Here is a 20,826-nt window from a genome sequence, read left to right on the forward strand (position 1 = left end):
GCAGATCGCCAGGTAGTAGCGGAACATGCGGCGGGTGCGCTCGTTGTAGCGATGGGCGATCTCGTGCCAGTGGGCGTCGAAGTTCGTAAGCCAGGCCATGAGCGTCCTGTCGTAGTCGGGACCAACCGAAGTTCGTGTAAGCGCCAGTCCTCCGTCAGTCAGGGATCACCGCGGGGCGTCATAGCGTCCCGGTCGTCCGCGGGAGAAGACGACCTGCCAGAGCTGCAGGTGGCGGGCGCGGAAGGCCCCGGCACAGATCGCCAGGTAGTAGCGGAACATGCGGCGGGTGCGCTCGTTGTAGCGATGGGAGATCTCGTGCCAGTGGGCGTCGAAGTTCGTAAGCCAGGCCATGAGTGTCCTGTCGTAGTCGGGACCAACCGAAGTTCATGTAAGCGCCAGTCTTCCGTCAGCCAGGGGTCACCGCGGGGCGTCATAGCGTCCCGGGCGTCCGCGTGAGAAGACGACCTGCCAGAGCTGCAGGTGGCGGGCGCGGAAGGCCCCGGCACAGATCGCCAGGTAGTAGCGGAACATGCGGCGGGTGCGCTCGTTGTAGCGATGGGCGATCTCGTGCCAGTGGGCGTCGAAGTTCGCCAGCCAGGCCATGAGCGTCCTGTCGTAGTCGGGACCAAAATTCTGCCAGTCCTCCATCAGCAGGTGGTCCTCGCTGGTGCGTGCGATGTCCATGGCCGACGGCAGGACGCCATTGGGAAAGATATAGCGGTTGATCCAGGGATCCGCGGTGACCGCGGAGCGGTTGGAGCCGATGGTATGCAGCAGGAAGAGGCCATCGGCGGGCATCAGGCGCCTCACCGTCTCGAAGTAGGTGGGGTAATTGCGATGCCCCACGTGCTCGAACATGCCGATGGAGACGATGCGGTCATAGCGTCCCCCCAGGTCGCGGTAGTCCTGCAACAGGATCTCCACCGGCAGCCCAGCACAGCGCTCCCGGGCCAGGGCGGCCTGTTCCCGGGAGATGGTGATGCCGGTCACCTCGACACCGTGGTGGCGGGCGGCATGCTCGGCGAGGCTGCCCCAGCCACAGCCGATATCGAGTACCCTCATGCCCGGTCTGAGGTCGAGCTTGCGACAGGCCAGCTCCAGTTTGGCCTGCTGGGCCTGGTGCAGGTCATCGGCCGACTTCCAGTAGCCGCAGGAGTAGCACATGGTGGGGTCGAGCATGCGCTCGAAGAGGTCGTTGCCCAGGTCGTAGTGGGCCTCGCCCACCATGTAGGCCCGGGCCCTGCTCTGCAGGTTGAGGAAGCCGGCCTGCAGGCGGTACTTGAGGCGTTCGGTGGTCGAGCGGGCGTGCTCGCCGAGCCCGTTCAGCAGCAGTCGGTAGGCCAGTTCGTCGATGCGCTCACATTCCCACCAGCCATCCATGTAGGACTCGCCGAGACCCAGGGTTCCCTGGTGCAATACCCGCGAGAAGAAGTCGGGATGCAGCACGCGGATATCCTGGGGCGCATCCCCGTTGAGCGTGACGCCCGAGCCATCGAGCAGCTGTTCGATCACCCGACGAGCCCGGGTATCGGGAAGGGCGATGGGGCCGATACGTGGTTCGCTGGTCATGGAGTCCTCCGGGTCCGCTGATGGATATCGGGCTGGCGAACGCGCTGGGCACGGCTCTGGGGCAGTGTGGCTGTTGAAAACCAGCATAGACCAGCATGCTTAGATCGTGTATTTCAACGACTTCACGAGCGAGGAGGGAGGAGAAAGCCATGAACGTGATCATCGATCTCTGTGTGGTGCCATTGGGCGTCGGGGTGTCGGTCTCACCGCATATCGCGGCCTGCCAGCGGGTGATCCAGGCCTCCGGTCTCGAGCACCGCATGCATGCCTACGGCACCAATATCGAGGGGCCGTGGGACGAGGTGATGGCGGTGGTCAAGCGCTGTCACGAGGTCGTGCACGAGATGGGGGCGCCGCGCATCACCACTACGCTCAAGCTCGGGACCCGCACCGATCGCGACCAGCACATGGACGACAAGGTGGCGAGCGTCGAGACCCTGCTGGGCGGGCAGTGACCTGTGCGTCACACGGCTGCGGCACTCTGGGTGTCAATCTTTCGTTACACCCTGTCAGGCTTTCTCGCCATGACGGGGCCGAAAGTGATGGGCCTGCAGCGGCTGTAAGGATTTCGTTACGAGACAGGGGGCAAGGCCCGGCATGATGGGGCATCAGGGGCGTGGTTGGCACGTTCCGGCAGGCAGGATGAGGCACTAGGCTGAGCGTACATCGAGAGCCCGCCGGCGGCGTGACTGACCCCGCCACGGGTCGATGACCGTTATACCGCGAGACCACACCGCGGTTCACAACGATCCACAACAACAGCCCCTGGAGGATGCATGAACGCTCCCGCCCATACCCCCGACGCCCTTGATCGCGCCAACCCCATCGGCACCAACGGCTTCGAGTTCGTCGAGTACACCGCTCCGACCGCCGAGGGCATCGAAGCGCTTCGCGCCCTGTTCATTCGCATGGGGTTCACCGAGACCCGGCGCCATCGCTCCAAGCAGGTCACGCTGTTCCAGCAGGAGGGCGTGAACTTCGTCCTGAATGCCGAGCCGGGCAGTCATGCCGCCGAGTTCGCCAGTGTCCATGGACCCAGTGCCTGCGCCATGGCCTGGAAGGTGGCCGATGCGCGCCAGGCGTTCCAGCATGCCGTTGACCATGGCGCGGAGCCGGTCGAGAACCCCGTGGCCGAAGGTGAGGTGGGCATCCCCGCCGTGAAGGGCATCGGCGGGTCGTTGCTCTACTTCGTCGACCACAAGCTCGACGGAGAAGGCCGGACCATCTACGACATCGACTTCGAAGCGATCCCCGGGCGGTCGCCGCAGGACAACAGCGTTGGCCTGCAGGTCCTCGACCACCTGACGCACAACGTCGATCGCGGTCAGATGGATGTCTGGGCCGACTTCTATACCCGGATCGCCAACTTCCGCGAGAACCGCTACTTCGACATCGAAGGCAAGATGACCGGGCTCCACTCCCGCGCCATGACAGCGCCCTGCGGCAAGATGCATATCCCGATCAACGAGTCCGCCGATGACACCTCGCAGATCGCCGAATTCCTGCGCGAGTACAACGGCGAGGGCATTCAGCACCTGGCCATGGCCACCGATGATATCTATGCCACGGTGCGGGCCCTCAAGGCCAATGGTGTCACCTTCCTGTCCACCCCGGACACCTACTACGAGAAGGTCGACGAGCGGGTGCCCAATCATCAGGAGAGGGTCGAGGACCTGCGCGAGCTGAGCCTGCTGGTCGATGGCGGTCCCGACCAGGGCGTGCTGCTGCAGATCTTCACCGAGACGGTGATCGGGCCGATCTTCTTCGAGATCATCCAGCGCAAGGGCAACGACGGCTTCGGCGAAGGCAACTTCAAGGCCCTGTTCGAATCCATCGAGGAAGACCAGATCCGTCGCGGTGTGCTCAAGGCGGATTGACCCTCGGCATGAGCCTGCGCTGAGTGCGCGGCAGGTGGGAGCGGGTAAAGACAGCATGATCGACCGCCCGCCTGCCCAATCACGATAAAATCCGTCACAATGTCGCCCTTGTGGCGACGCCTCGCCGTGTCGGAACAACAACGTCCGTGACCCCTGGTGTGATATGACAACGACTCCACAACCCCGAACCCAGTGGCTTGGCCGCTGGGGCTTCATCCTGGCGGCGACCGGCTCCGCGGTGGGCCTGGGCAACATCTGGAAATTCCCCTATATCACCGGCGAATTCGGTGGCGGCGCCTTCGTGCTGGTCTACCTGGCCTGCATCCTGGCCGTGGGGGTACCGGTGATGATGACCGAGATCGCCCTCGGGCGCCGCGGCCGCGGCAGCCCCATCGACGCCATCCGTCGGGTGGTCGGCGAGTCGGGCCGCGGCTCGGCCTGGTCACTGCTGGGCTGGATGGCCATGCTGTGTGGCTTCCTGATCCTGTCGTTCTATGTGGTGGTGGCCGGCTGGTCCTTCTCCTACCTGTGGAAGATGCTGAGCGGTGGCCTGGCCGGATCCAGCGTCGAGGAGATGGCGGCGATCTTCGGCGCCAACAACGCCAGTCCCCTGAACCTGGGGTTCTGGAGCACCCTGGTCACGGTGGCCACCATGGTGATCGTCGGCAAGGGCGTCCAGGCCGGCATCGAGAAGAGTGTCAGCTGGATGATGCCCGGCATGGTGGTGATGCTGCTGATCCTGATCGGCTACGGGGTCTTCTCCGGCGGCTTCGGCGAGGCGGTTCGCTTCCTGTTCTCGTTCGATGCCGGCAGCCTATCCAGTGAGGGCATGCTGGCCGCCCTGGGGCATGCCTTCTTCACCCTGTCGCTGGCCTCCGGGGCCATCCTCACCTACGGCAGCTACCTGCCGGCGCGGGCCTCCATCGCCCGCACCACCCTCTCCGTGGCGCTGGCCGACACCCTGGTGGCGCTGATGGCGGGACTGGCGATCTTCCCGGTGATCTTCGCCAACGGCATGAGCCCGAGCAGCGGGCCGGGGCTGATCTTCATGAGCCTGCCGCTGGCCTTCCAGGCCATGCCGCTGGGCACCCTGTTTGGCATCCTGTTCTTCGTGATGCTCTCCATGGCGGCGCTGACCTCGTCGATCTCGATGGTTGAGGCCACGGTCTCATGGCTCACCGACAACAAGGGCCTCTCGCGGCGTGCGGCGTCCTGGGGCACCGGTATCGTGCTGTGGCTGGTCAGCACCCTGGCAATGCTGTCGTTCAATGTCGGAGCCGACTGGACCCTGGCTGGCAAGCACTTCTTCGACTGGCTGGACTACCTGACCGCGCGCTGGATGATGCCGCTGGGCGGTCTGGGCATGGTGCTGCTCGCCGGCTTCGTGCTCAAGAGCGAGACCTTCCGCGAGGAGCTCGGGCTCTCTGCCGGCTGGCATGCGCTCTGGCTGTTCATGGTCCGCTACGTGAGCCCGCTGGGCATCCTGGTGATCTTCGTCGATGCCCTGGGGATCACCCGGGTGGAGTTCGCGCTGCACTGGCCCTGGCTGCTGGCGGTCCTGGTGGTGATCACCCTGGTTGGCGAGGTGACTAGCCCGCGCCTGCGCCGAATGCTCTGCCCCTGAGCCTGTCGCAACGTTGAGATGAGCCCTCGTCGCCCCCGCCCAGCGGGGGCGACGTCGTTGGGGGGCCACGGGCGCCTGTCGATTGGCGGCCCTGCGGTTATAGGCTTGTGCCGAGGGGATGGTGGCATGTGGTGCGTCTTTTAATTACCATAATGCATAGATACTATTTTCTACTGGAGATATTGGAATATGCAGGTCGGTCACCGACACGACGGCGAACCGCGCGACCCGGGCGTCAGGTTGCCGACCGGGTCGGCCTTTCCCTCCGGGGGCGTCAGCCTGGTTGGCGCCGGTCCCGGTGACCCGGAGTTGCTGACGATCAAGGCGCTGCGGCGCCTGCAGGCCGCCGAGGTGATCCTGCATGATCGACTGGTCAGCGACGAGATCCTCGCCCTGGCTTCCCCGCAGGCCTCCCGGTTCTACGTCGGCAAGGAGCGCTCTCGACACAGCGTGCCCCAGGACGGCATCAACCAGGCCCTGGTCGACTGGGCCCGGGCCGGCAAGCGAGTGGTCCGGCTCAAGGGGGGCGATCCCTTCATCTTCGGCCGCGGCGGCGAGGAGCTCGAGACGCTGGTGGCGGCCGGCATCGAGGTGGAGGTGATCCCCGGCATCACCGCGGCCTCGGGGTGTGCCGCCTATGCCGGCATCCCGCTCACCCATCGTGATCATGCCCAGTCGGTTCGTTTCGTCACCGGGCACCTGCGCAATGGCAGCAGCGACCTGGACTGGCCGACGCTGGCCGGCCCCGGCCAGACGCTGGTCTTCTACATGGGGCTGGGCAGCCTGGCACTGATCGGCGAGCAGCTTCAGCGTCATGGCCTGCCGCCCGAGACCCCGGTGGCCCTGATCGAGCAGGGCACCACGGGACGCCAGCGGGTGCATGTCGGAACACTGCACAAGTTGCCGCCGGCAGGCGAAGTGGTTACTATCCGACCGCCGACCCTGATTATCGTCGGCACTGTCGTGACATTGCACGACCGGCTGGCCTGGTTCGACCGGGACCGAGCCACGAGTTCGGGTTGGCTGCAGGGCAAGCACCCTGCGCCGTCAACAACCGATAATGGCGCCTGATCGCTGGATGCGAGGTTCGGCGCAACACGGTAAGTCATGAGGTGACAGCATGGGGACACGATCCCGCCTGATTCTGACCTGCTGCCTGGCGGGTCTGCTGATGACCGGCTGCGCCGGCAAGGGGCAGGCCCACGAGAGGACGGCAGAGACCCAGCAGGGTGTCGCGTCCTACTATAGCGACCGCTTCCAGGGCCGGACCACGGCAAGCGGCGAGCCCTTCGACCAGCAGGCCCTCACGGCGGCCCACCCGACCCTGCCGTTCGGGACCAAGGTGGTGGTGACCCGCGAGGACAACGGCCGCGAGGTCGAGGTGCTGATCAACGACCGGGGCCCCTATGCCAAGGGGCGAATCATCGACCTCTCCAAGCGCGCTGCCAAGGCGCTCGGCATGCTGAAGCGCGGTACCGCACCGGTGGAAATCTCCTACGTGCAGTGAGCCGAGCCCGGTGGGCGATGTCCCATCGGCGCATCGCTCAGCGTTCCCCCCTGCGCGAGAACTCGCGCCGCCAGCGAGCCAGCAGCGCCTCACGCTTGAGGTCGTCCAGGGTGGCGAGCAGGCCGGGACCCAGGGTGATCGGCCGCAGTGCCTCGCCCCTTTCCTGGCGCAGTGATGTCGCCGTGCCCGGCCCCTCGACGGCGGGATGGATGGCGCCCAGCGGGGTCTCGCGGGCGAGGAGCGCCTGTCCTGTCTCGCCGATGAGGTAGTCGAGAAAGCGCGCCGCCGCCGCGGGATGGGGCGCCTGGCGCGGGATCAGGGCCAGGCGCTGGGTCACCAGGGCATAGTCCTCGGGCACCACGATCCTCAGCTGCGGCTGGTCGGCCAGCCGCTCCCGCGCATAGCTGCCCAGCAGGTTGTAGCCGACCAGATAGCGTCCCTCGATCAGTCCCTCCAGCATCTCCCCGGTGGTCTCCGCAAGCGCCGTGTCTGCCTGGCCCAGTGCCGCCACCAGGTCCCAGTAGCGCGGCGAGAGCCGCGACTCCTCGATGGCATAGGTATAGCCTGCGCCACTGGTGGCCGGGTCATAGGTCACCACCCGGCCCCGCAGGGCCTCGGCATGGCGCTCCAGCAGGGCGAGCAGGTCGGCATGGCCACGCACCTCCCCGAAGCGCTCGATGACCGCCTCGTTCACGACCATGACGATGGGCTCGAAGGTGATGGCGAAGAGCTCCTGACGCCAGCGTGCCCAGGCCGGCCAGCGCCGCGCGGCAGGGCTCTCCAGGGCGCGGGCATGGCCCTCGTTGGCCAGCCGGTACTGCCAGGGCATGGCTGAGGAGAGCAGCACATCGGCCTCGTCCGGCCTGGCCAGGAAACGCTCGTGCAGCGCCAGGGTGGTCAGGTTGCGGTAGCGCACTGCCAGGTCGGGATGCTCGCGATGAAAGCCCTCCAGCAGCGGGCGCATCTGGGGCAGGTCCAGGGCCCCATGGACCACCAGCGCTGCCCCGGGCCCGCTGCCGGGGGCGGCGGGGACGTTCAAGGTCTCTTCGGCAACGGCGGGCGAGCCGACCAGGCCGAGCAGCAGCAGCCCGCGACAGGCGAGTCGACCCAGGCGATTCATGGTGTGTCTCCCGGAAATTGCAGTGCCACGCTCAGTCCACGGCCATCATGGCCGGCCGACAGCTTCAGGCGTGCGCCGTGGGTTCGCGCGATACCATCGACGATCGCCAGCCCCAGGCCGGATCCTTCCACGTCCTCGCGATCGCGGTGGAAGGGGCGCAGCATCAGCAGCCGTCTCTGCGAGGGGATCCCGGGGCCGTCGTCCTCCACGACCAGGCGGGGCGGCGCGGCCTGGACCTGCACCGTGACCCGTTGCCCGCCGTAGCGACAGGCATTGTCGATCAGGTTGCCGATGGCCTCGGCGAGCAGCCAGTCGATGCCGCGGATCCAGACCTCGCCCCCGGCGCTTTCCACCCCCAGGTCGACCCCCTGACGGTGGCAGGACGCCCAGTGGTCGCGAATGGCCTGGCGGGCGATGGCGTTGAGTTCCAGGGGGACCAGCTCCGGGCGGTACTCGGGATTGGCCAGCCGGGTCAACGACAGCAGCTGCACCGCCAGCCTGGCGGTGCGCGCGCTGGTGGCCTGCATGGCGACCAGGGCTTCCCTCCAGCGCGCCGGATCGTCATGGCGCAGGGCGAGCTCGGCACGGGCCGACAGGCCCGCCAGCGGCGTGCGCAGCTGGTGCGAGGCATCGCCGATGAAGCGTTCCTGATTGGCGCGCACCCGGCGCATCCTGGCGAGCAGTTCGTTGACGGTATCGCGAAGCTCGGCGAGTTCCCGCGGCAGGGAGAGCTCCAGGGGCGCGAGGGTACGCGGGTCGCGGGCGCGGATCGCGCGGCGCAGGCGGGTCAACGGCGTCAACGCGGCCCGGATCGCCAGCAGCAACCCCACCGTTGCCAGCGCCGCCATGGCCAGGATCATCGTCAGGTTGGCCCGCCACAGCCTGGCGGCCAGGGTATCCCGGCCCTCGCGACTGTGGGCGACTCGCACCTCGAAGGGTTCGCGTACGCGCCACTCCTCGAGGCGGGTGCGGCGCACGCCCTGGCGCAGCGACAGGCCCTGCCAGTCGATATGGCGATAGAGCAGGGTGTCCGCATCCCCGGGGCCCTGCCGCGGATCCCCCGGGAGCGCCGCATTGCCGGTGATCAGGCGACCCTGGCCGTCCACCAGGCTGTAGAAGACCCGCTCCTCGGCATCGGTGGCCAGCATCTCCAGGGCCGCCGGCGGCAGGTCGAGCCACAGCCGGTCATCCTGCCACTGCACCTGTTCGGCGATGGCCAGGGAGGCGGCCTCGAGCAGCCGGTCGAAGGCTCGGTCGGCCGTGCGCTGCGCGTCCACCCACGCCTGGATCAGGATCAGGCTACCCAGCACCAGCAGGGGAAGCAGCAGCCATCCCAGCAGGCGCCGATAGAGGCTGTCGCCCCGCTTCACTCGACCTCCAGCAGGTAGCCCAGGCCGCGCACCGTTCGCAGGGCCACGCCGCTGTCACCGAGTCGCTTGCGCAGGCGGTGCACATAGACCTCGATGGCGTTGTCGCCCACGGTGTCGCCCTGGAAGGCCTCCTCGGCGAGCCGCGCCTTGTCCACCGGCTCGCCGGCATGATGCATCAGGCAGGAGAGCAGGCGTTGCTCACGGGGCGGGAGGGCGAGCGGCGCATCGTCGAGCGTGAAGCGCTGGTGCCGGGTGTCGAGTGTGAGGGCACCGACCCTGAGCTGTGGGTCGGGACTTCGGCGCCGCAGCAGGGCGCGGACCCTGGCCTCGAGTTCATCCAGGGCGAAGGGTTTGGCCAGGTAGTCGTCCGCGCCGAGGTCGAGGCCCCGCACGCGATCCTCCACGGCGCCTCTTGCGGTCAGGATCAGCACCGGGGTGTCCCGGTCATGACACCGCAGCGCCTCGAGGACCGCCAGGCCGCTGCATCCCGGCAGGTTCAGGTCGAGCAGCACCAGCTCGACACCATGCCCCGGCAGCGAGAGGCGTGTCCGTGCTGCCTCTCCGTCGGCCAGATGGCAGACGTCGTGGCCCTCGAGACCGAGGGTGTCGACCAGGGTCTCGGCCAGCAGGGCGTCATCCTCTACCAGCAGCACGGTCATGGCCCTGTCTCCCGGTGCGTGCCGGCCGCCAGCGACGCCATGGCATCGGCCAGGAGGCGATGTGCCCGCTGCGGGTCCAGGCGTCCGGCGGGGCCCGACAGGGCGAGCCACATGGGGGGCTCGATGGCATCCCCCGGCAATGGCTGGCACACCATCACGCCGCCGGGCAGCAGCGGGCGAGGGTCATCCTCCGCCGCCGCTGCCCAGCGGTCTCCCGGGCGCAGGTCATGGCGCAGGGAGGCCTCGGGAAGGGTGACCAGCCGGCACTCCACCATGCCGTCCTCTCCTTCGAGCAGGGCGGCGGTCTCGCCGCTATCGGCCGAGAGGCGCACGAGCAGGGGCTGGATCCGGGTCGCCAGGTGTCGACCGGGGAGGTGACGCCGTGCCAGGCGTACCGGGGCATGGCCGAGGTGCCAGCGGCCACGCTCGTCGCGCTGCACATAGTCGAAGCGAGTCAGCGACCCCAGCAGCCGCAACAGGGTGCTCTTGTAATAGCCGGTGGCCTGGGCCAGCTCGGCCAGGGTGAAGTGCTCCTGGGGGGAGTCGAATGCCTCGAGCACCGTCAGTGCCCGTTCCACGGCCTCCACGCGGTCCTGTGCCATCGAAGGAACATGCCTCCTGATTCCGTTGTGTTGACGCAAGCGAGCGTTGAACTTTGGTCGCAATCGAGGCGACAAGCGTTGACGCCCCTCGACGTCAGGCCTAACTTTCCATCCTGAGGAACGTTGTTCTGCCTTACAGAATTGTAAGGAAGCCCGACAGGTTCCGCAAGTCGACAATCACACAAGCATGACATCAGGAGGAACGCCGCCATGACGTTCAAGCGCCCCGTCCAGCTGGTTGCCGTCGCCGTGCTCGCGACTACCGCCGCCTCGGCCTTTGCCTTCGAGCCCAAGGGCAAGGTCGAATGTATCGCCCCCTCCGACCCCGGTGGCGGCTGGGACTTCACCTGCCGCAGCGTCGGCAATGTGCTCCAGGAGCTCGACCTGGTGCCGGGTAATGTCCAGACCCTGAACATGGCCGGTGCCGGCGGGGGTGTGGCCTACGCCCATGTGGTCAGCAAGCGCGCCGGTGACGAGCAGCTGCTGGTGGCCGCCTCCACCGCGACCACGACCCGCCTGGCCCAGGGCCAATTTCCGGGGATGACCGCCGACATGGTCAACTGGATCGGCGCCCTGGGGGCCGACTACGGGGTGATCGCCGTATCGGCCGATTCCGAGTACCAGGACCTGCCGGCGCTCATGGACGCCATCGATGAGGATCCGCGCAGCGTCAAGTTCGCCGGGGGCAGCGCCAAGGGCGGCTGGGACCACCTCAAGGTGCTGATCACCGCCGACGCCGCGGGTGTCGACGAGCTGCCGCGTATCCCGTACCTCTCCTACAACAACGGCGGCGAGGCCATGACCCAGGTCGTCGGTGGCCACGTCGATGCCTTCACCGGTGATATCTCCGAGGCCCAGGGCTTCATGGATTCCGGAGACCTTCGCGTGCTCGCGGTCCTCGCGGAAGAGCGCCTGCCGGGGGACTTCGACCATATCCCCACCGCCATGGAGCAGGGCATCGAGGCGCTGGGCCCCAACTGGCGCGGCTTCTACATGCCGGCCGATATTTCCGATGAGGCCAAGCAGTACTGGATCGATGCCATGGATACCGTCTACGAGAGTGACGAGTGGAAGGAGCTGATGACCAGCAACGGTCTCATGCCCTTCCACATGACCGCCGGCGAGTTCGAGTCCTTCGTCCAGGACCAGATCGCCGACATCGAGCAGCTCTCCAAGGATATCGGGCTGATTCAGTAATGACCTACAACGACCGCACCTTTGGCATCCTGATGATCGTCCTGGCCGTCGCGTACGGCTGGGGCGCCACTCAGCTCCCCGCCCCCTTCGGCGGCAGTGAGGCGGTGGGTCCCGAGACCTTCCCGCTGCTGCTGTCGGTGGTGCTGGGACTCTCCAGCCTCTACATGATCGTGCGCCCCGATCCCGACAACGCCTGGCCCTGGAGCCGCACCGGTATCGAGCTGGTCGTCGCCGTGGTGGTGCTGATTCTCTATGCCATGTTGCTTCAACCACTGGGCTTCATCCTCAGCACGACCCTGGCGGTCGGCACCCTGTGCTGGCGCATGGGATCGGCGCCGGTAAGGGCCTACCTGACCGGCGCGGCATCCGGGGTCGTGGTGTTCCTGGTGTTCAATTTCGCCCTTGACCTGGCGCTGCCGCTGGGCGTGCTGTCCTTCCTGGAGGTGAGCTGATGGAGACACTCGGCTATCTGATCGACGGCTTCGGGGTGGCGCTCGCCCCGCACAACCTGATGTTCGCCCTGCTGGGCGCCTTCCTGGGCACCCTGATCGGTGCGCTGCCGGGCCTGGGCCCGGCCAACGGCGTGGCGATCCTGATCCCCCTGGCCTTCACCCTGGGCCTGGCCCCGGAGACCGCGCTGATCATGCTCACCGCGGTCTATGCCGGCGCCATGTATGGCGGACGCATCTCGTCGATCCTGCTCAATATTCCCGGTGACGAACCGGCCATGATGACCTGCCTGGATGGCTATCCCATGGCCCAGCAGGGCAAGGCGGCCGAGGCACTGGCGATCTCCGCCGTGGCCTCCTTCATCGGCAGCCTGGTGGCCACCATCGGGCTGATCCTGCTGGCGCCGCTGCTGGCGAAGTTCGCGCTGACCTTCGGGCCGGCGGAATACTTCGCGCTTTTCCTGCTGGCCTTCGCCACTCTGGGCGGCATCACCGGCAAGAACCCCATGAAGACGGTGGTGGCTGCCGCCATCGGCCTGATGATCGCCACGGTGGGCATCGACAACACCGGAGTGCAGCGCTACACCTTCGGCGTGCTCGAGCTCTACGAGGGCGTGGACTTCATCATTGCCATCGTCGGCCTCTTCGCCATCTCGGAACTGCTCTTCTTCATCGAGGAGCGGGCCGGCGGGGGCAAGGCGAAGATGGTGGTCAACAAGCTCAAGCTCTCCTGGGCCGACATTCGCAACATCCTGCCGTCGAGCCTGCGTGGCGGGGTGCTGGGCTTCATCGCCGGGGTGCTGCCTGGTGCCGGGGCGTCGCTGGGCAGCTTCATCGGCTACACCCTGGAGAAGAAGGTGGTCGGCAAGAAGGGCTACTTCGGGCAGGGCGATCCGCGCGGTGTGGCCGGTCCCGAAGCCGGCAACAACGGTGCCTCCAGCGGGGCACTGGTGCCCATGCTGACGCTCGGCGTGCCGGGCAGTGGCACCACCGCGGTGCTGCTGGCGCTGCTGATCTCGCTCAACATCACCCCCGGGCCGCTGATGTTTACCCAGAACGCGGATATCGTCTGGGGCGTGATCGCCGCGCTCTTGATCGGCAACTTCCTGCTGCTGATCCTGAACATCCCGCTGGTGGGCATCTTCGTCAAGCTGCTCTCGGTACCGCCGATGTTCCTGCTGCCGATCGTGACCATGATCGCCTTCGTGGGGATCTACTCGATCAGCAACACCACCTTCGATCTCTACTTCATGGTGGCCTTCGGCGTGGCGGGGTATATCTTCCGCAAGCTGGAGATCCCGCTGGTACCGGTGATCCTGGGCCTGCTGCTGGGGCCGGAAATGGAGAAGAACCTGCGCCATGCCATGGACATCTCCGACGGCGACTGGACCATCCTGTGGGACAGCGGCCTGGCCATCGGCCTGTGGGTGTTCGCCGGCCTGGGGCTGATCCTGCCCTATATCGTCGGTCCGATCCTGCGTCGCCGGATGCGGGTCACCACCGGCACGGGCGGCCCCGAGGGCGACTGAACCCTGCTTGCGAAGGACTGCCCAGCGGGGGCGCCGGCCGAGCCGGCGCCCCCGTTTCGTGTGGATACTTCCCTGCGTCATGACGGTGCGTTGCACCAGAGGCGCGGACGATCCCGGGGCAGGGCGGTGTGCCCCTTGCACCAGGATATGGCCTTGCCACGGGCGTCATGCTTCGGAGCCGAAAACCCAATTGGCTGAATAAATAGAAAAAAATCGGCATCGTGCCGATATGGCACATCCCTTGCGACAGCGGTGGGAGACATCCTGCGATGGCCTCACTCGCTGGACTCATCGACAACAACATCGAGCGCAAGGAGATTCCATGATCCCGTCATCCGTGACCCGTACTCCCCGCTGGCTGGCCGTACCGCTGCTCGGCGCGGCCGTCGCCACACCCGCCCTGGCCCAGGAAGATCCCATCAAGGTGGGCATCCTGCACTCCCTCTCCGGCACCATGGCCATCAGCGAGACGGTGCTCAAGGATACCGTCGAGATGCTGATCGAACAGCAGAATGCCGATGGCGGCCTGCTCGGACGTGAACTCGAAGCCGTGGTGGTGGACCCGGCCTCGGACTGGCCACTGTTTGCCGAGAAGGCGCGCGAGCTGCTGGCTCAGGAGGAGGTCGACGTCATCTTCGGCAACTGGACCTCGGTATCACGCAAGTCGGTGCTGCCGGTGGTCGAGGAACTCAACGGGCTGCTCTTCTATCCGGTGCAGTACGAGGGCGAGGAGTCTTCCGAGAACGTCTTCTATACCGGGGCAGCCCCCAACCAGCAGGCGATCCCCGCGGTCGACTACCTGATGAACAACGTCGGCGTGGAACGCTGGGTGCTGGCCGGTACCGATTACGTCTATCCGCGGACTACCAACAAGATTCTCGAGGCCTATCTCAAGGGGCATGGGGTGTCCGACGCCGACATCATGGTCAACTACACGCCCTTCGGTCATTCCGATTGGCAGAACATCGTCTCCGAGATCAAGGCCTTCGGTAGCGAGGGCAAGAAGACCGCCGTGGTCTCGACGATCAACGGAGACGCCAACGTGCCCTTCTACCGAGAGCTCGGCAACCAGGGCATCGATGCTGCCGATATCCCGGTGGTGGCCTTCTCGGTGGGCGAGCAGGAGCTGACCGGCATCGACACGGCGCCGCTGGTCGGGCATCTGGCGGCCTGGAACTATTTCATGAGCGTCGACACCGATGCCAACTATGACTTCATCGACGCCTGGATCGAATACACCGGCGACGAGATGGCGGTGACCAACGATCCCATGGAGGCCCACTACATCGGCTTCAACATGTGGACCGAGGCAGTGCGCAAGGCCGGCACCACCGAGGTCGACGCGGTCAAGGACGCGATCATCGGTGTCAGCGTACCCAACCTTTCCGGTGGCTATGCGGCGATGATGCCCAACCACCACATCACCAAGCCGGTGCTGATCGGCGAGATCCAGGACAACGGGCAGTTCTCCATCGTCTGGGAGACCCCCTCGACGGTGGCCGGCGACGCCTGGTCCGACTATCTGGAGGGCTCCAGGGACCTGATCAGCGACTGGCGCAAGCCCATGGAGTGCGGCAACTACAACGTCGTGAAGGGTAGCTGCGGGGGGAGTGAGGCCCAGGAAGAGGCCACCGCAGAAGAATAAGACCGGTCTGCCACCGGGTCGCCCCCTGACCCGGTGGCCGTGACACGCCACTCGACGAACCTTCTCAGGACATTCTCATGAAGATTCCCCCCTGTCTCGGGCGGATGCTGGCCCTGTGCCTGCTGGCCTGGTTGCCGCTGGCAGTCAGTGCGCAGGACGACGGTGGCCAGCCGCTCCTCGAATCCCTGGATGCTGCGTCTTACGCCCAGATGGGCGAGGCCATCGAGGCCATCATCGAAAGCGGCGACGAGCGCAGCCGTGGCTGGCTGGAGGCGCTGCTGGGCGGCAAGCTGCAGCGCCACAAGGAAACGGGGCGCTTCGTGGTGGTGCTCGAGAACCGGGGGCGTGACTGGCCGGTGGCCGATGCCCTGACCGGCGAGGCCTTCGGCGAGATGTCGCGGCGCGACCTCGACCGACTCGGCATCAACAACGCCCTGCGCGGCCAGTTGCAGAGCGCGCTGGCGGTGCTCGATCTGCATGTTCCCGACACCCGGGATCGTCGCGAGGCCGCCCGTGCTCTGCTCGGTGACGTCGATGCCAGCCTGGTCGAGCCACTCGAGGCCGTCATCAGCGGTGAGGAAGATGCCGAGGTACGCCGCCTGCTGGAGCAGGGGCTGGCCATTCATCGACTCGAGCAGGGCAGTGTCGAGGCCGTGGCTTCTCTGGAGGGCAGCCTCAACAGTCGGGTCAGGGCCGCCCTCAATTCCGCCGCGCGCAGCGATGATCCGGCACTGGCTGAGGCCGCAAGCTCCGCCCTGGCCGACATCGAGCAGAAGATGAAGCTCAATCGGGGGCTCGAGACGCTCTACTTCGGCCTTTCTCTGGGCTCGGTGCTGGTGCTGGCCGCCATCGGGCTTGCCATCACCTTCGGCGTCATGGGGGTGATCAACATGGCCCATGGGGAGCTGATCATGCTCGGGGCCTACACCACCTGGGCCATGCAGCAGCTGCTGCCCGGTCAGCCGGGGCTGGCGATGGTGCTGTCGATCCCCGCCGGCTTCCTGGTGGCGGCGTTGGCCGGCATCGCCATCGAACGCGGCGTGATCCAGTTCCTCAAGGGGCGTCCGCTGGAGACCTTGCTGGCCACCTTCGGTGTCAGCCTGATCCTCCAGCAGCTGGTGCGCACCGTGATCTCTCCGCTGAACCGTACCGTGGTCACCCCGGAGTGGATGAGCGGCTCAATCATGATCAACGAGGGGCTCTCGCTGACCCTCAATCGCCTCTATGTGCTGGGTTTCGCGCTGGTAGTGTTCGCCGGCCTGATGCTGGTGATGCGGCGGACCCGCCTGGGACTCGAGGTACGGGCGGTGACCCAGAACCGCGCCATGGCACGCTCCATGGGCATCCGTGCGACCCGCGTGGACATCATGACCTTCGCCCTGGGTTCGGGCGTGGCGGGGCTCGCCGGTGTGGCGCTCTCCCAGCTCACCAACGTGGGACCCAACCTGGGCCAGAACTACATCATCGACTCCTTCATGGTGGTGGTCTTCGGCGGCGTCGGGAACCTGTGGGGCACCCTGGTGGCCGGGCTGTCGCTGGGCGTGATCAACCAGGTCCTCGAGCCCTGGGCTGGCGCCGTGCTGGCCAAGATCCTGGTGCTGGTGTTCATCATCCTGTTCATCCAGAAGCGCCCCCGTGGACTCTTTCCGCAGAAGGGCCGGGCGGCGGAGGGCTGATTCATGCATTCGTCCACATCGTGGCTGGCACGACCCTTTCGTGAACGTGCAACGCAGCTCTTTCTGAGCATCCTGCTGGCCGCCCTGGCGACGGTGACGCTGCTCAACCTGGCGCTGCCGGAAGGGCATCCGCTGCACGTCTCGACCTATACCGTGACACTGCTCGGCAAGTACCTGAGCTACGCCCTGCTGGCGGTGGCCGTGGACCTGGTGTGGGGCTATCTGGGCATCCTTAGCCTGGGGCACGGGGCCTTCTTCGCCCTGGGCGGCTATGCCATGGGGATGTACCTGATGCGACAGATCGGCGATCGGGGTACCTACGGTGATCCTGTGTTGCCGGATTTTATGGTGTTCCTGGACTGGGACAGCCTGCCCTGGTACTGGCTGGGCTTCGACATGGCAGGGTTTGCCTTCCTGATGGTGCTGCTGGCGCCGGGCCTGCTGGCCCTGGTGTTTGGTTTCCTCGCCTTTCGCTCGCGGGTCACCGGGGTGTATCTATCGATCATTACCCAGGCGCTGACCTTTGCCCTGATGCTGGCCTTCTTCCGCAACGAGATGGGGTTCGGTGGCAATAATGGTCTGACCGACTTCAAGGAACTGCTGGGCTTTGACCTGAGAAGCGATGCCACTCGGCTCGGGCTCTTCCTTGCCACCGGCATCGCGCTGGCGCTGGGCTATGTGCTGTGCCGGGCCATCGTCACCAGCAAGCTCGGCCGCGTCAGCGTGGCCACCCGCGACGCCGAGGCACGCACGCGCTTCCTCGGCTACCGCGTCGAGCGCTTCCAACTGTTCATCTTCGTGGTCTCGGCGATGCTGGCCGGGGTGGCCGGTGCGCTCTATGTGCCTCAGGTGGGCATCATCAACCCCAGCGAGTTCTCACCGATCTTCTCGATCGAGATCGTGCTCTGGGTCGCCCTGGGCGGGCGTGCCACGCTCTACGGGGCGGTCATCGGCGCCATTCTCGTCAACTATGCCAAGACGGTCTTCACCGGCGTGATGCCCGATGCCTGGTTGTTCGCCCTGGGTGGCCTGTTCGTGCTGGTCACGGTGCTGCTGCCCAAGGGGATCGCCGGCCTGCTCGCCTACCGCCTGAAGCCTCGGCGCCTCCAGCGCGAGCCCACTGACCCGTCATCACCTCCCCGGGAGGCCTCCGCATGAATTTCCTGCATTCCCTGGCCGATCGTGATCGCGTCTTCGACTTCCTGGTCCCCGCCACCTCGCCGGTGGATGTTCGTCACGGCCCGATCCTCTATCTGGAAGATGTCACCGTCAGCTTCGACGGTTTCAAGGCCATCAATGACCTGAACCTGACCATCGACGACGGTGAGCTGCGTTGCATCATCGGCCCCAACGGCGCGGGCAAGACCACTATGATGGACATCATCACCGGCAAGACGCGTCCCGACCGTGGCTCGGTCTGGTTCGGCAGCCGTCACAACCTGCTGGCCATGAACGAGCCCGAGATCGCCAGCCTCGGCATCGGACGCAAGTTTCAGAAGCCCACCGTCTTCGAGGCGCTGACGGTGTTCGAGAACCTGGAGCTGGCCATGGCGGCCGACAAGCGCATCCTGCCCACGCTCACCGCCCGCATGACCGGCGAGGTCCGCGATCGCATCGAGGAGGTGCTCGCCACCATCGGCCTCACCGAGCTGCGCCACCGTCTGGCGGGTATCCTCTCCCACGGACAGAAGCAGTGGCTGGAGATCGGCATGCTGCTGATGCAGCGGCCGCGGCTGCTGCTGGTGGACGAGCCGGTGGCCGGCATGACCGAGCAGGAGATGGAGCGCACCGCGGAGCTGCTGACCGGCCTGGCCGGCAAGGGCAAGCAGTCCGTGGTGGTCGTGGAGCACGACATGGGCTTCGTGCGCTCCATCGCCCGCACGGTGACGGTGCTGCATCAGGGCAGCGTGCTGGCCGAGGGCAGCATGGACCAGGTCTCTTGTGATCCGAAGGTCGTCGAGGTCTACCTGGGCGCCGACCCCGACGAGGAGGCCGCCTGATGCTGACCATCGACAGGCTCAACCAGTTCTACGGCGAGAGCCACACGCTCTGGGATCTGGATCTCGAGGTGCCCGCCGCCGAGTGCACCTGCGTGATGGGCCGCAACGGGGTGGGCAAGACCACCCTGATGAAGGCCATCATGGGCGAGGTGGCACTCGCCTCGGGCAGCATCCGCTATGACGATGGCATCGAGCTGACGAAACGGCCGGTGGAGGCACGCTCGCGGCTGGGGATCGGCTATGTGCCCCAGGGCCGGCAGATATTTCCCCTGCTCACCGTGGAGGAGAACCTGCGCACCGGCCTGGCGGCGCGGGTCGATGGGCTCAAGCGAATTCCCTCGCGAGTCTATGAGCTCTTTCCCGTCCTCGAGGAGATGAAGCATCGTCGCGGCGGCGACCTCTCGGGAGGGCAGCAACAGCAGCTGGCCATTGGTCGGGCGCTGGTGCTGGAACCACGGTTGCTGATCCTCGACGAGCCGGGAGAGGGGATCCAGCCCAATATCGTGGCCCAGATCGGCGCCGTCATTCGCCGGCTGATTCAGGAGGATGGTCTCAGCGTGCTGCTGGTGGAGCAGAAGCTGCCTTTCGCCCGCAAGTATGCCGATCGCTTCGTGATCATGGATCGCGGACGCCCCATGGCCAGGGGCAAGATCGATGAGCTCTCCGATGCGCTGATCAAGGAGCACCTGACGGTATAGGCACCGAAACGCCAGCGCCGAGGGGCAAGGAGCAAGGAGCAAGGAGCAAGGGCACCTGCGCATTTTTGGAGCGATCGCCCGAGCGGCTGCACCTTGAGGGGGCAGCGAGGCGTGTCGGCTGCACTCCGATGAGACGGGCCGGCCCTTCTCCGAACGCCTGTTCTCCTTCTCAAGTGATTGAGCATACGAGAAAAACTTCATGCTTCCCCATTCTGGTACATCCCTTGCTGTCAGTTGGGCAGAGAACCCTGGCTATGAGCTGCCCATGACCGCCTTCGAGACTTCCCTGGACGTCCCCCCGCCGAACGAGTCCGGCCATCGTTTCGATGCGGATCGCCACTGGGCGGCCTCTCTTGAGCTCGGTTTCGAGACCCGTGAGGGGGTGACGCGCATGACGCGATCCCGTCATCTGGGTCCGCTGCGCGTCCAGCGGCCTTTCCATCCCGAAGGCCGCGCCGGTGCCTGCCATGTCTACCTGCTGCATCCACCCGGCGGTCTGGTCAGCGGCGATGCCCTGTCGATCACCGCCGGGGTCGGCGCCAAGGCCCATGCGCTGCTGACGACTCCCGCCGCCAACAGGCTCTACAAGGCCGACAGTCACGGGGTGGCCTGGCAACAGCACACCCGCCTCCATGTCGCCGACAGCGGGATTCTGGAGTGGCTGCCACAGGAGACCCTGGCCTTCGATGGCTCCCGCGGTGAGCAGGCCACCGAGATCGCGCTCGAAGGCGATGCACGCTGCCTGGGCTGGGAGGTGATGGCCCTGGGACGACCGGCCAGCCGGCTTCCCTATCGCAGCGGTCGCATCGAGCAGCGCTTCCGGTTGACCCGTGATGGTCGGCCACTCTGGCTGGAGCGCCAGCCCTTGGATCCTGGCCATCCGCGTTTCCTGGGTCGCTGGGGGCAGGGCGGGGCCAGCGTGCAGGCCACGCTCTGGGCGGTAGGGCTCGATGACGAGGGAGAGGCCATCGAGACGTTACGCGAGGCGCTTGGTGTCTCGACCCGTTGGGCGGTCACGGTGCGCCACGGGGTGCTGCTGCTGCGCTATCTGGGCCTGGAGCGCAACGAGGCCTGGGACCTGTGTCGTCGTGCCTGGGAAATCCTGCGGCCACGGATGATTGGCCGGCCGGCGCATACGCCGCGGATCTGGCTGACGTAGTTACTGTGAGAAACGTGCTGCCGTCTTGTAGGAGCCGTGGTTGCACGGCGATTTGTGCAGGTGTCATTCGCGCTGCAAGCAGCGCTCCTACAGGTACGGCGATCCTTGTGGTTGTGACTCAAGATCACCCCGTACAACTTGTTGT

The 20,826-nt window shown here is 66.3% G+C and carries 20 protein-coding genes and 1 pseudogene; 14 read left to right on the forward strand and 7 right to left on the reverse strand.

Annotation, left to right across the window (positions count from 1 at the left end):
* From DFP85_RS15280 to cfa, 3 genes and pseudogenes are all read right to left on the reverse strand, one after another.
* Nucleotides 1-162 (reverse strand): class I SAM-dependent methyltransferase (locus tag DFP85_RS15280; protein WP_341776982.1); only part of this gene is annotated, 162 nt, incomplete at its 3' end.
* A gap of 3 nt (nucleotides 163-165) precedes the next feature.
* Nucleotides 166-375, reverse strand: a pseudogene (locus tag DFP85_RS15285) (class I SAM-dependent methyltransferase); the annotation flags it as partial.
* 42 nt (nucleotides 376-417) lie between these two features.
* Nucleotides 418-1,569, reverse strand: a complete 1,152-nt coding sequence (gene cfa, locus DFP85_RS15290; protein ID WP_133637301.1) for a cyclopropane fatty acyl phospholipid synthase — start codon at nucleotides 1,567-1,569, stop codon at nucleotides 418-420.
* Between the two features lie 149 nt (nucleotides 1,570-1,718).
* Here cfa and DFP85_RS15295 point away from each other — a divergent pair, with 149 nt between their 5' ends.
* The 5 genes from DFP85_RS15295 to DFP85_RS15315 all read left to right on the forward strand — a co-directional run bounded on the left by DFP85_RS15295 (nucleotide 1,719) and on the right by DFP85_RS15315 (nucleotide 6,577).
* On the forward strand, nucleotides 1,719-2,024 hold the full coding sequence (locus DFP85_RS15295) for an MTH1187 family thiamine-binding protein (protein ID WP_208108524.1): 306 nt from the start codon (nucleotides 1,719-1,721) through the stop codon (nucleotides 2,022-2,024).
* Nucleotides 2,025-2,345: 321 nt separating this feature from the next.
* Nucleotides 2,346-3,446, forward strand: a complete 1,101-nt coding sequence (hppD, locus tag DFP85_RS15300; RefSeq protein ID WP_133637303.1) for a 4-hydroxyphenylpyruvate dioxygenase — start codon at nucleotides 2,346-2,348, stop codon at nucleotides 3,444-3,446.
* Between the two features lie 163 nt (nucleotides 3,447-3,609).
* The gene (locus tag DFP85_RS15305; RefSeq protein WP_133637304.1) at nucleotides 3,610-5,070 is read left to right on the forward strand and encodes a sodium-dependent transporter; all 1,461 of its coding nucleotides are present in this window, start codon (nucleotides 3,610-3,612) and stop codon (nucleotides 5,068-5,070) included.
* A gap of 189 nt (nucleotides 5,071-5,259) precedes the next feature.
* Nucleotides 5,260-6,141 (forward strand): uroporphyrinogen-III C-methyltransferase, encoded by an 882-nt coding sequence (gene cobA / locus DFP85_RS15310; protein ID WP_133637305.1) that lies wholly within the window; start codon nucleotides 5,260-5,262, stop codon nucleotides 6,139-6,141.
* Nucleotides 6,142-6,190: 49 nt separating this feature from the next.
* A complete protein-coding gene (locus tag DFP85_RS15315) occupies nucleotides 6,191-6,577 on the forward strand; it encodes a septal ring lytic transglycosylase RlpA family protein (protein WP_133637306.1) in 387 nt (128 codons plus the stop codon).
* Between the two features lie 37 nt (nucleotides 6,578-6,614).
* On the opposite strand, the gene DFP85_RS15320 is transcribed toward DFP85_RS15315, so the two are convergent.
* From DFP85_RS15320 to DFP85_RS15335, 4 genes are read right to left on the reverse strand one after another with little or no spacing between them, the layout of a single operon-like run.
* Complete coding sequence (locus tag DFP85_RS15320) at nucleotides 6,615-7,697, reverse strand: ABC transporter substrate-binding protein (protein ID WP_133637307.1); 1,083 nt, start codon at nucleotides 7,695-7,697, stop codon at nucleotides 6,615-6,617.
* Nucleotides 7,694-9,067, reverse strand: a complete 1,374-nt coding sequence (locus DFP85_RS15325) for a sensor histidine kinase (RefSeq protein WP_133637308.1) — start codon at nucleotides 9,065-9,067, stop codon at nucleotides 7,694-7,696. The genes DFP85_RS15320 and DFP85_RS15325 overlap by 4 nt, the downstream gene beginning before the upstream one ends.
* Nucleotides 9,064-9,726 carry a response regulator transcription factor gene (locus DFP85_RS15330; protein WP_133637309.1) on the reverse strand — a complete coding sequence of 221 codons (663 nt, stop codon included), beginning with the start codon at nucleotides 9,724-9,726 and terminating at the stop codon, nucleotides 9,064-9,066. The genes DFP85_RS15325 and DFP85_RS15330 overlap by 4 nt, the downstream gene beginning before the upstream one ends.
* The gene (locus DFP85_RS15335; protein ID WP_133637310.1) at nucleotides 9,723-10,328 is read right to left on the reverse strand and encodes a helix-turn-helix domain-containing protein; all 606 of its coding nucleotides are present in this window, start codon (nucleotides 10,326-10,328) and stop codon (nucleotides 9,723-9,725) included. Before DFP85_RS15335 ends, DFP85_RS15330 begins: the two co-directional genes overlap by 4 nt.
* Before the next feature lie 210 nt (nucleotides 10,329-10,538).
* Between DFP85_RS15335 and DFP85_RS15340 the strand changes: the two genes are divergently transcribed.
* From DFP85_RS15340 to DFP85_RS15380, 9 genes are all read left to right on the forward strand, one after another.
* Nucleotides 10,539-11,525 (forward strand): Bug family tripartite tricarboxylate transporter substrate binding protein, encoded by a 987-nt coding sequence (locus tag DFP85_RS15340; RefSeq protein ID WP_133637311.1) that lies wholly within the window; start codon nucleotides 10,539-10,541, stop codon nucleotides 11,523-11,525.
* The gene (locus DFP85_RS15345) at nucleotides 11,525-11,977 is read left to right on the forward strand and encodes a tripartite tricarboxylate transporter TctB family protein (protein ID WP_133637312.1); all 453 of its coding nucleotides are present in this window, start codon (nucleotides 11,525-11,527) and stop codon (nucleotides 11,975-11,977) included. Before DFP85_RS15340 ends, DFP85_RS15345 begins: the two co-directional genes overlap by 1 nt.
* The gene (locus DFP85_RS15350; protein ID WP_133637313.1) at nucleotides 11,977-13,503 is read left to right on the forward strand and encodes a tripartite tricarboxylate transporter permease; all 1,527 of its coding nucleotides are present in this window, start codon (nucleotides 11,977-11,979) and stop codon (nucleotides 13,501-13,503) included. The genes DFP85_RS15345 and DFP85_RS15350 overlap by 1 nt, the downstream gene beginning before the upstream one ends.
* Nucleotides 13,504-13,825: 322 nt before the next feature.
* Nucleotides 13,826-15,148 (forward strand): urea ABC transporter substrate-binding protein, encoded by a 1,323-nt coding sequence (gene urtA / locus DFP85_RS15355; RefSeq protein WP_133637314.1) that lies wholly within the window; start codon nucleotides 13,826-13,828, stop codon nucleotides 15,146-15,148.
* A gap of 77 nt (nucleotides 15,149-15,225) precedes the next feature.
* Nucleotides 15,226-16,824 carry an urea ABC transporter permease subunit UrtB gene (gene urtB / locus DFP85_RS15360; RefSeq protein ID WP_133637315.1) on the forward strand — a complete coding sequence of 533 codons (1,599 nt, stop codon included), beginning with the start codon at nucleotides 15,226-15,228 and terminating at the stop codon, nucleotides 16,822-16,824.
* 3 nt (nucleotides 16,825-16,827) lie between these two features.
* The gene (gene urtC, locus DFP85_RS15365; protein WP_133637316.1) at nucleotides 16,828-17,982 is read left to right on the forward strand and encodes an urea ABC transporter permease subunit UrtC; all 1,155 of its coding nucleotides are present in this window, start codon (nucleotides 16,828-16,830) and stop codon (nucleotides 17,980-17,982) included.
* Nucleotides 17,979-18,824, forward strand: a complete 846-nt coding sequence (gene urtD, locus DFP85_RS15370; protein WP_133637317.1) for an urea ABC transporter ATP-binding protein UrtD — start codon at nucleotides 17,979-17,981, stop codon at nucleotides 18,822-18,824. The genes urtC and urtD overlap by 4 nt, the downstream gene beginning before the upstream one ends.
* Entirely contained in the window at nucleotides 18,824-19,522 is a 699-nt protein-coding gene (gene urtE, locus DFP85_RS15375) for an urea ABC transporter ATP-binding subunit UrtE (RefSeq protein WP_133637318.1), read from the forward strand. The genes urtD and urtE overlap by 1 nt, the downstream gene beginning before the upstream one ends.
* Nucleotides 19,523-19,787: 265 nt before the next feature.
* Nucleotides 19,788-20,681, forward strand: a complete 894-nt coding sequence (locus tag DFP85_RS15380) for an urease accessory protein UreD (protein WP_133637319.1) — start codon at nucleotides 19,788-19,790, stop codon at nucleotides 20,679-20,681.
* Nucleotides 20,682-20,826: the final 145 nt, after the last annotated feature.

This window comes from Halomonas ventosae (assembly GCF_004363555.1).
Lineage (GTDB): Bacteria > Pseudomonadota > Gammaproteobacteria > Pseudomonadales > Halomonadaceae > Halomonas > Halomonas ventosae.

Coding starts and splice junctions, on each gene's coding strand:
- urtE (WP_133637318.1), top strand. CDS start 18,824: ATGCTGACCATCGACAGGCTCAACCAGTTCTACGGCGAGAGCCACACG.
- DFP85_RS15345 (WP_133637312.1), top strand. CDS start 11,525: ATGACCTACAACGACCGCACCTTTGGCATCCTGATGATCGTCCTGGCC.
- DFP85_RS15305 (WP_133637304.1), top strand. CDS start 3,610: ATGACAACGACTCCACAACCCCGAACCCAGTGGCTTGGCCGCTGGGGC.
- DFP85_RS15330 (WP_133637309.1), bottom strand. CDS start 9,726: ATGACCGTGCTGCTGGTAGAGGATGACGCCCTGCTGGCCGAGACCCTG.
- DFP85_RS15350 (WP_133637313.1), top strand. CDS start 11,977: ATGGAGACACTCGGCTATCTGATCGACGGCTTCGGGGTGGCGCTCGCC.
- cfa (WP_133637301.1), bottom strand. CDS start 1,569: ATGACCAGCGAACCACGTATCGGCCCCATCGCCCTTCCCGATACCCGG.
- DFP85_RS15380 (WP_133637319.1), top strand. CDS start 19,788: ATGACCGCCTTCGAGACTTCCCTGGACGTCCCCCCGCCGAACGAGTCC.
- DFP85_RS15335 (WP_133637310.1), bottom strand. CDS start 10,328: ATGGCACAGGACCGCGTGGAGGCCGTGGAACGGGCACTGACGGTGCTC.
- DFP85_RS15295 (WP_208108524.1), top strand. CDS start 1,719: ATGAACGTGATCATCGATCTCTGTGTGGTGCCATTGGGCGTCGGGGTG.
- urtC (WP_133637316.1), top strand. CDS start 16,828: ATGCATTCGTCCACATCGTGGCTGGCACGACCCTTTCGTGAACGTGCA.
- urtB (WP_133637315.1), top strand. CDS start 15,226: ATGAAGATTCCCCCCTGTCTCGGGCGGATGCTGGCCCTGTGCCTGCTG.
- hppD (WP_133637303.1), top strand. CDS start 2,346: ATGAACGCTCCCGCCCATACCCCCGACGCCCTTGATCGCGCCAACCCC.
- urtA (WP_133637314.1), top strand. CDS start 13,826: ATGATCCCGTCATCCGTGACCCGTACTCCCCGCTGGCTGGCCGTACCG.
- DFP85_RS15315 (WP_133637306.1), top strand. CDS start 6,191: ATGGGGACACGATCCCGCCTGATTCTGACCTGCTGCCTGGCGGGTCTG.
- cobA (WP_133637305.1), top strand. CDS start 5,260: ATGCAGGTCGGTCACCGACACGACGGCGAACCGCGCGACCCGGGCGTC.
- DFP85_RS15320 (WP_133637307.1), bottom strand. CDS start 7,697: ATGAATCGCCTGGGTCGACTCGCCTGTCGCGGGCTGCTGCTGCTCGGC.
- DFP85_RS15340 (WP_133637311.1), top strand. CDS start 10,539: ATGACGTTCAAGCGCCCCGTCCAGCTGGTTGCCGTCGCCGTGCTCGCG.
- urtD (WP_133637317.1), top strand. CDS start 17,979: ATGAATTTCCTGCATTCCCTGGCCGATCGTGATCGCGTCTTCGACTTC.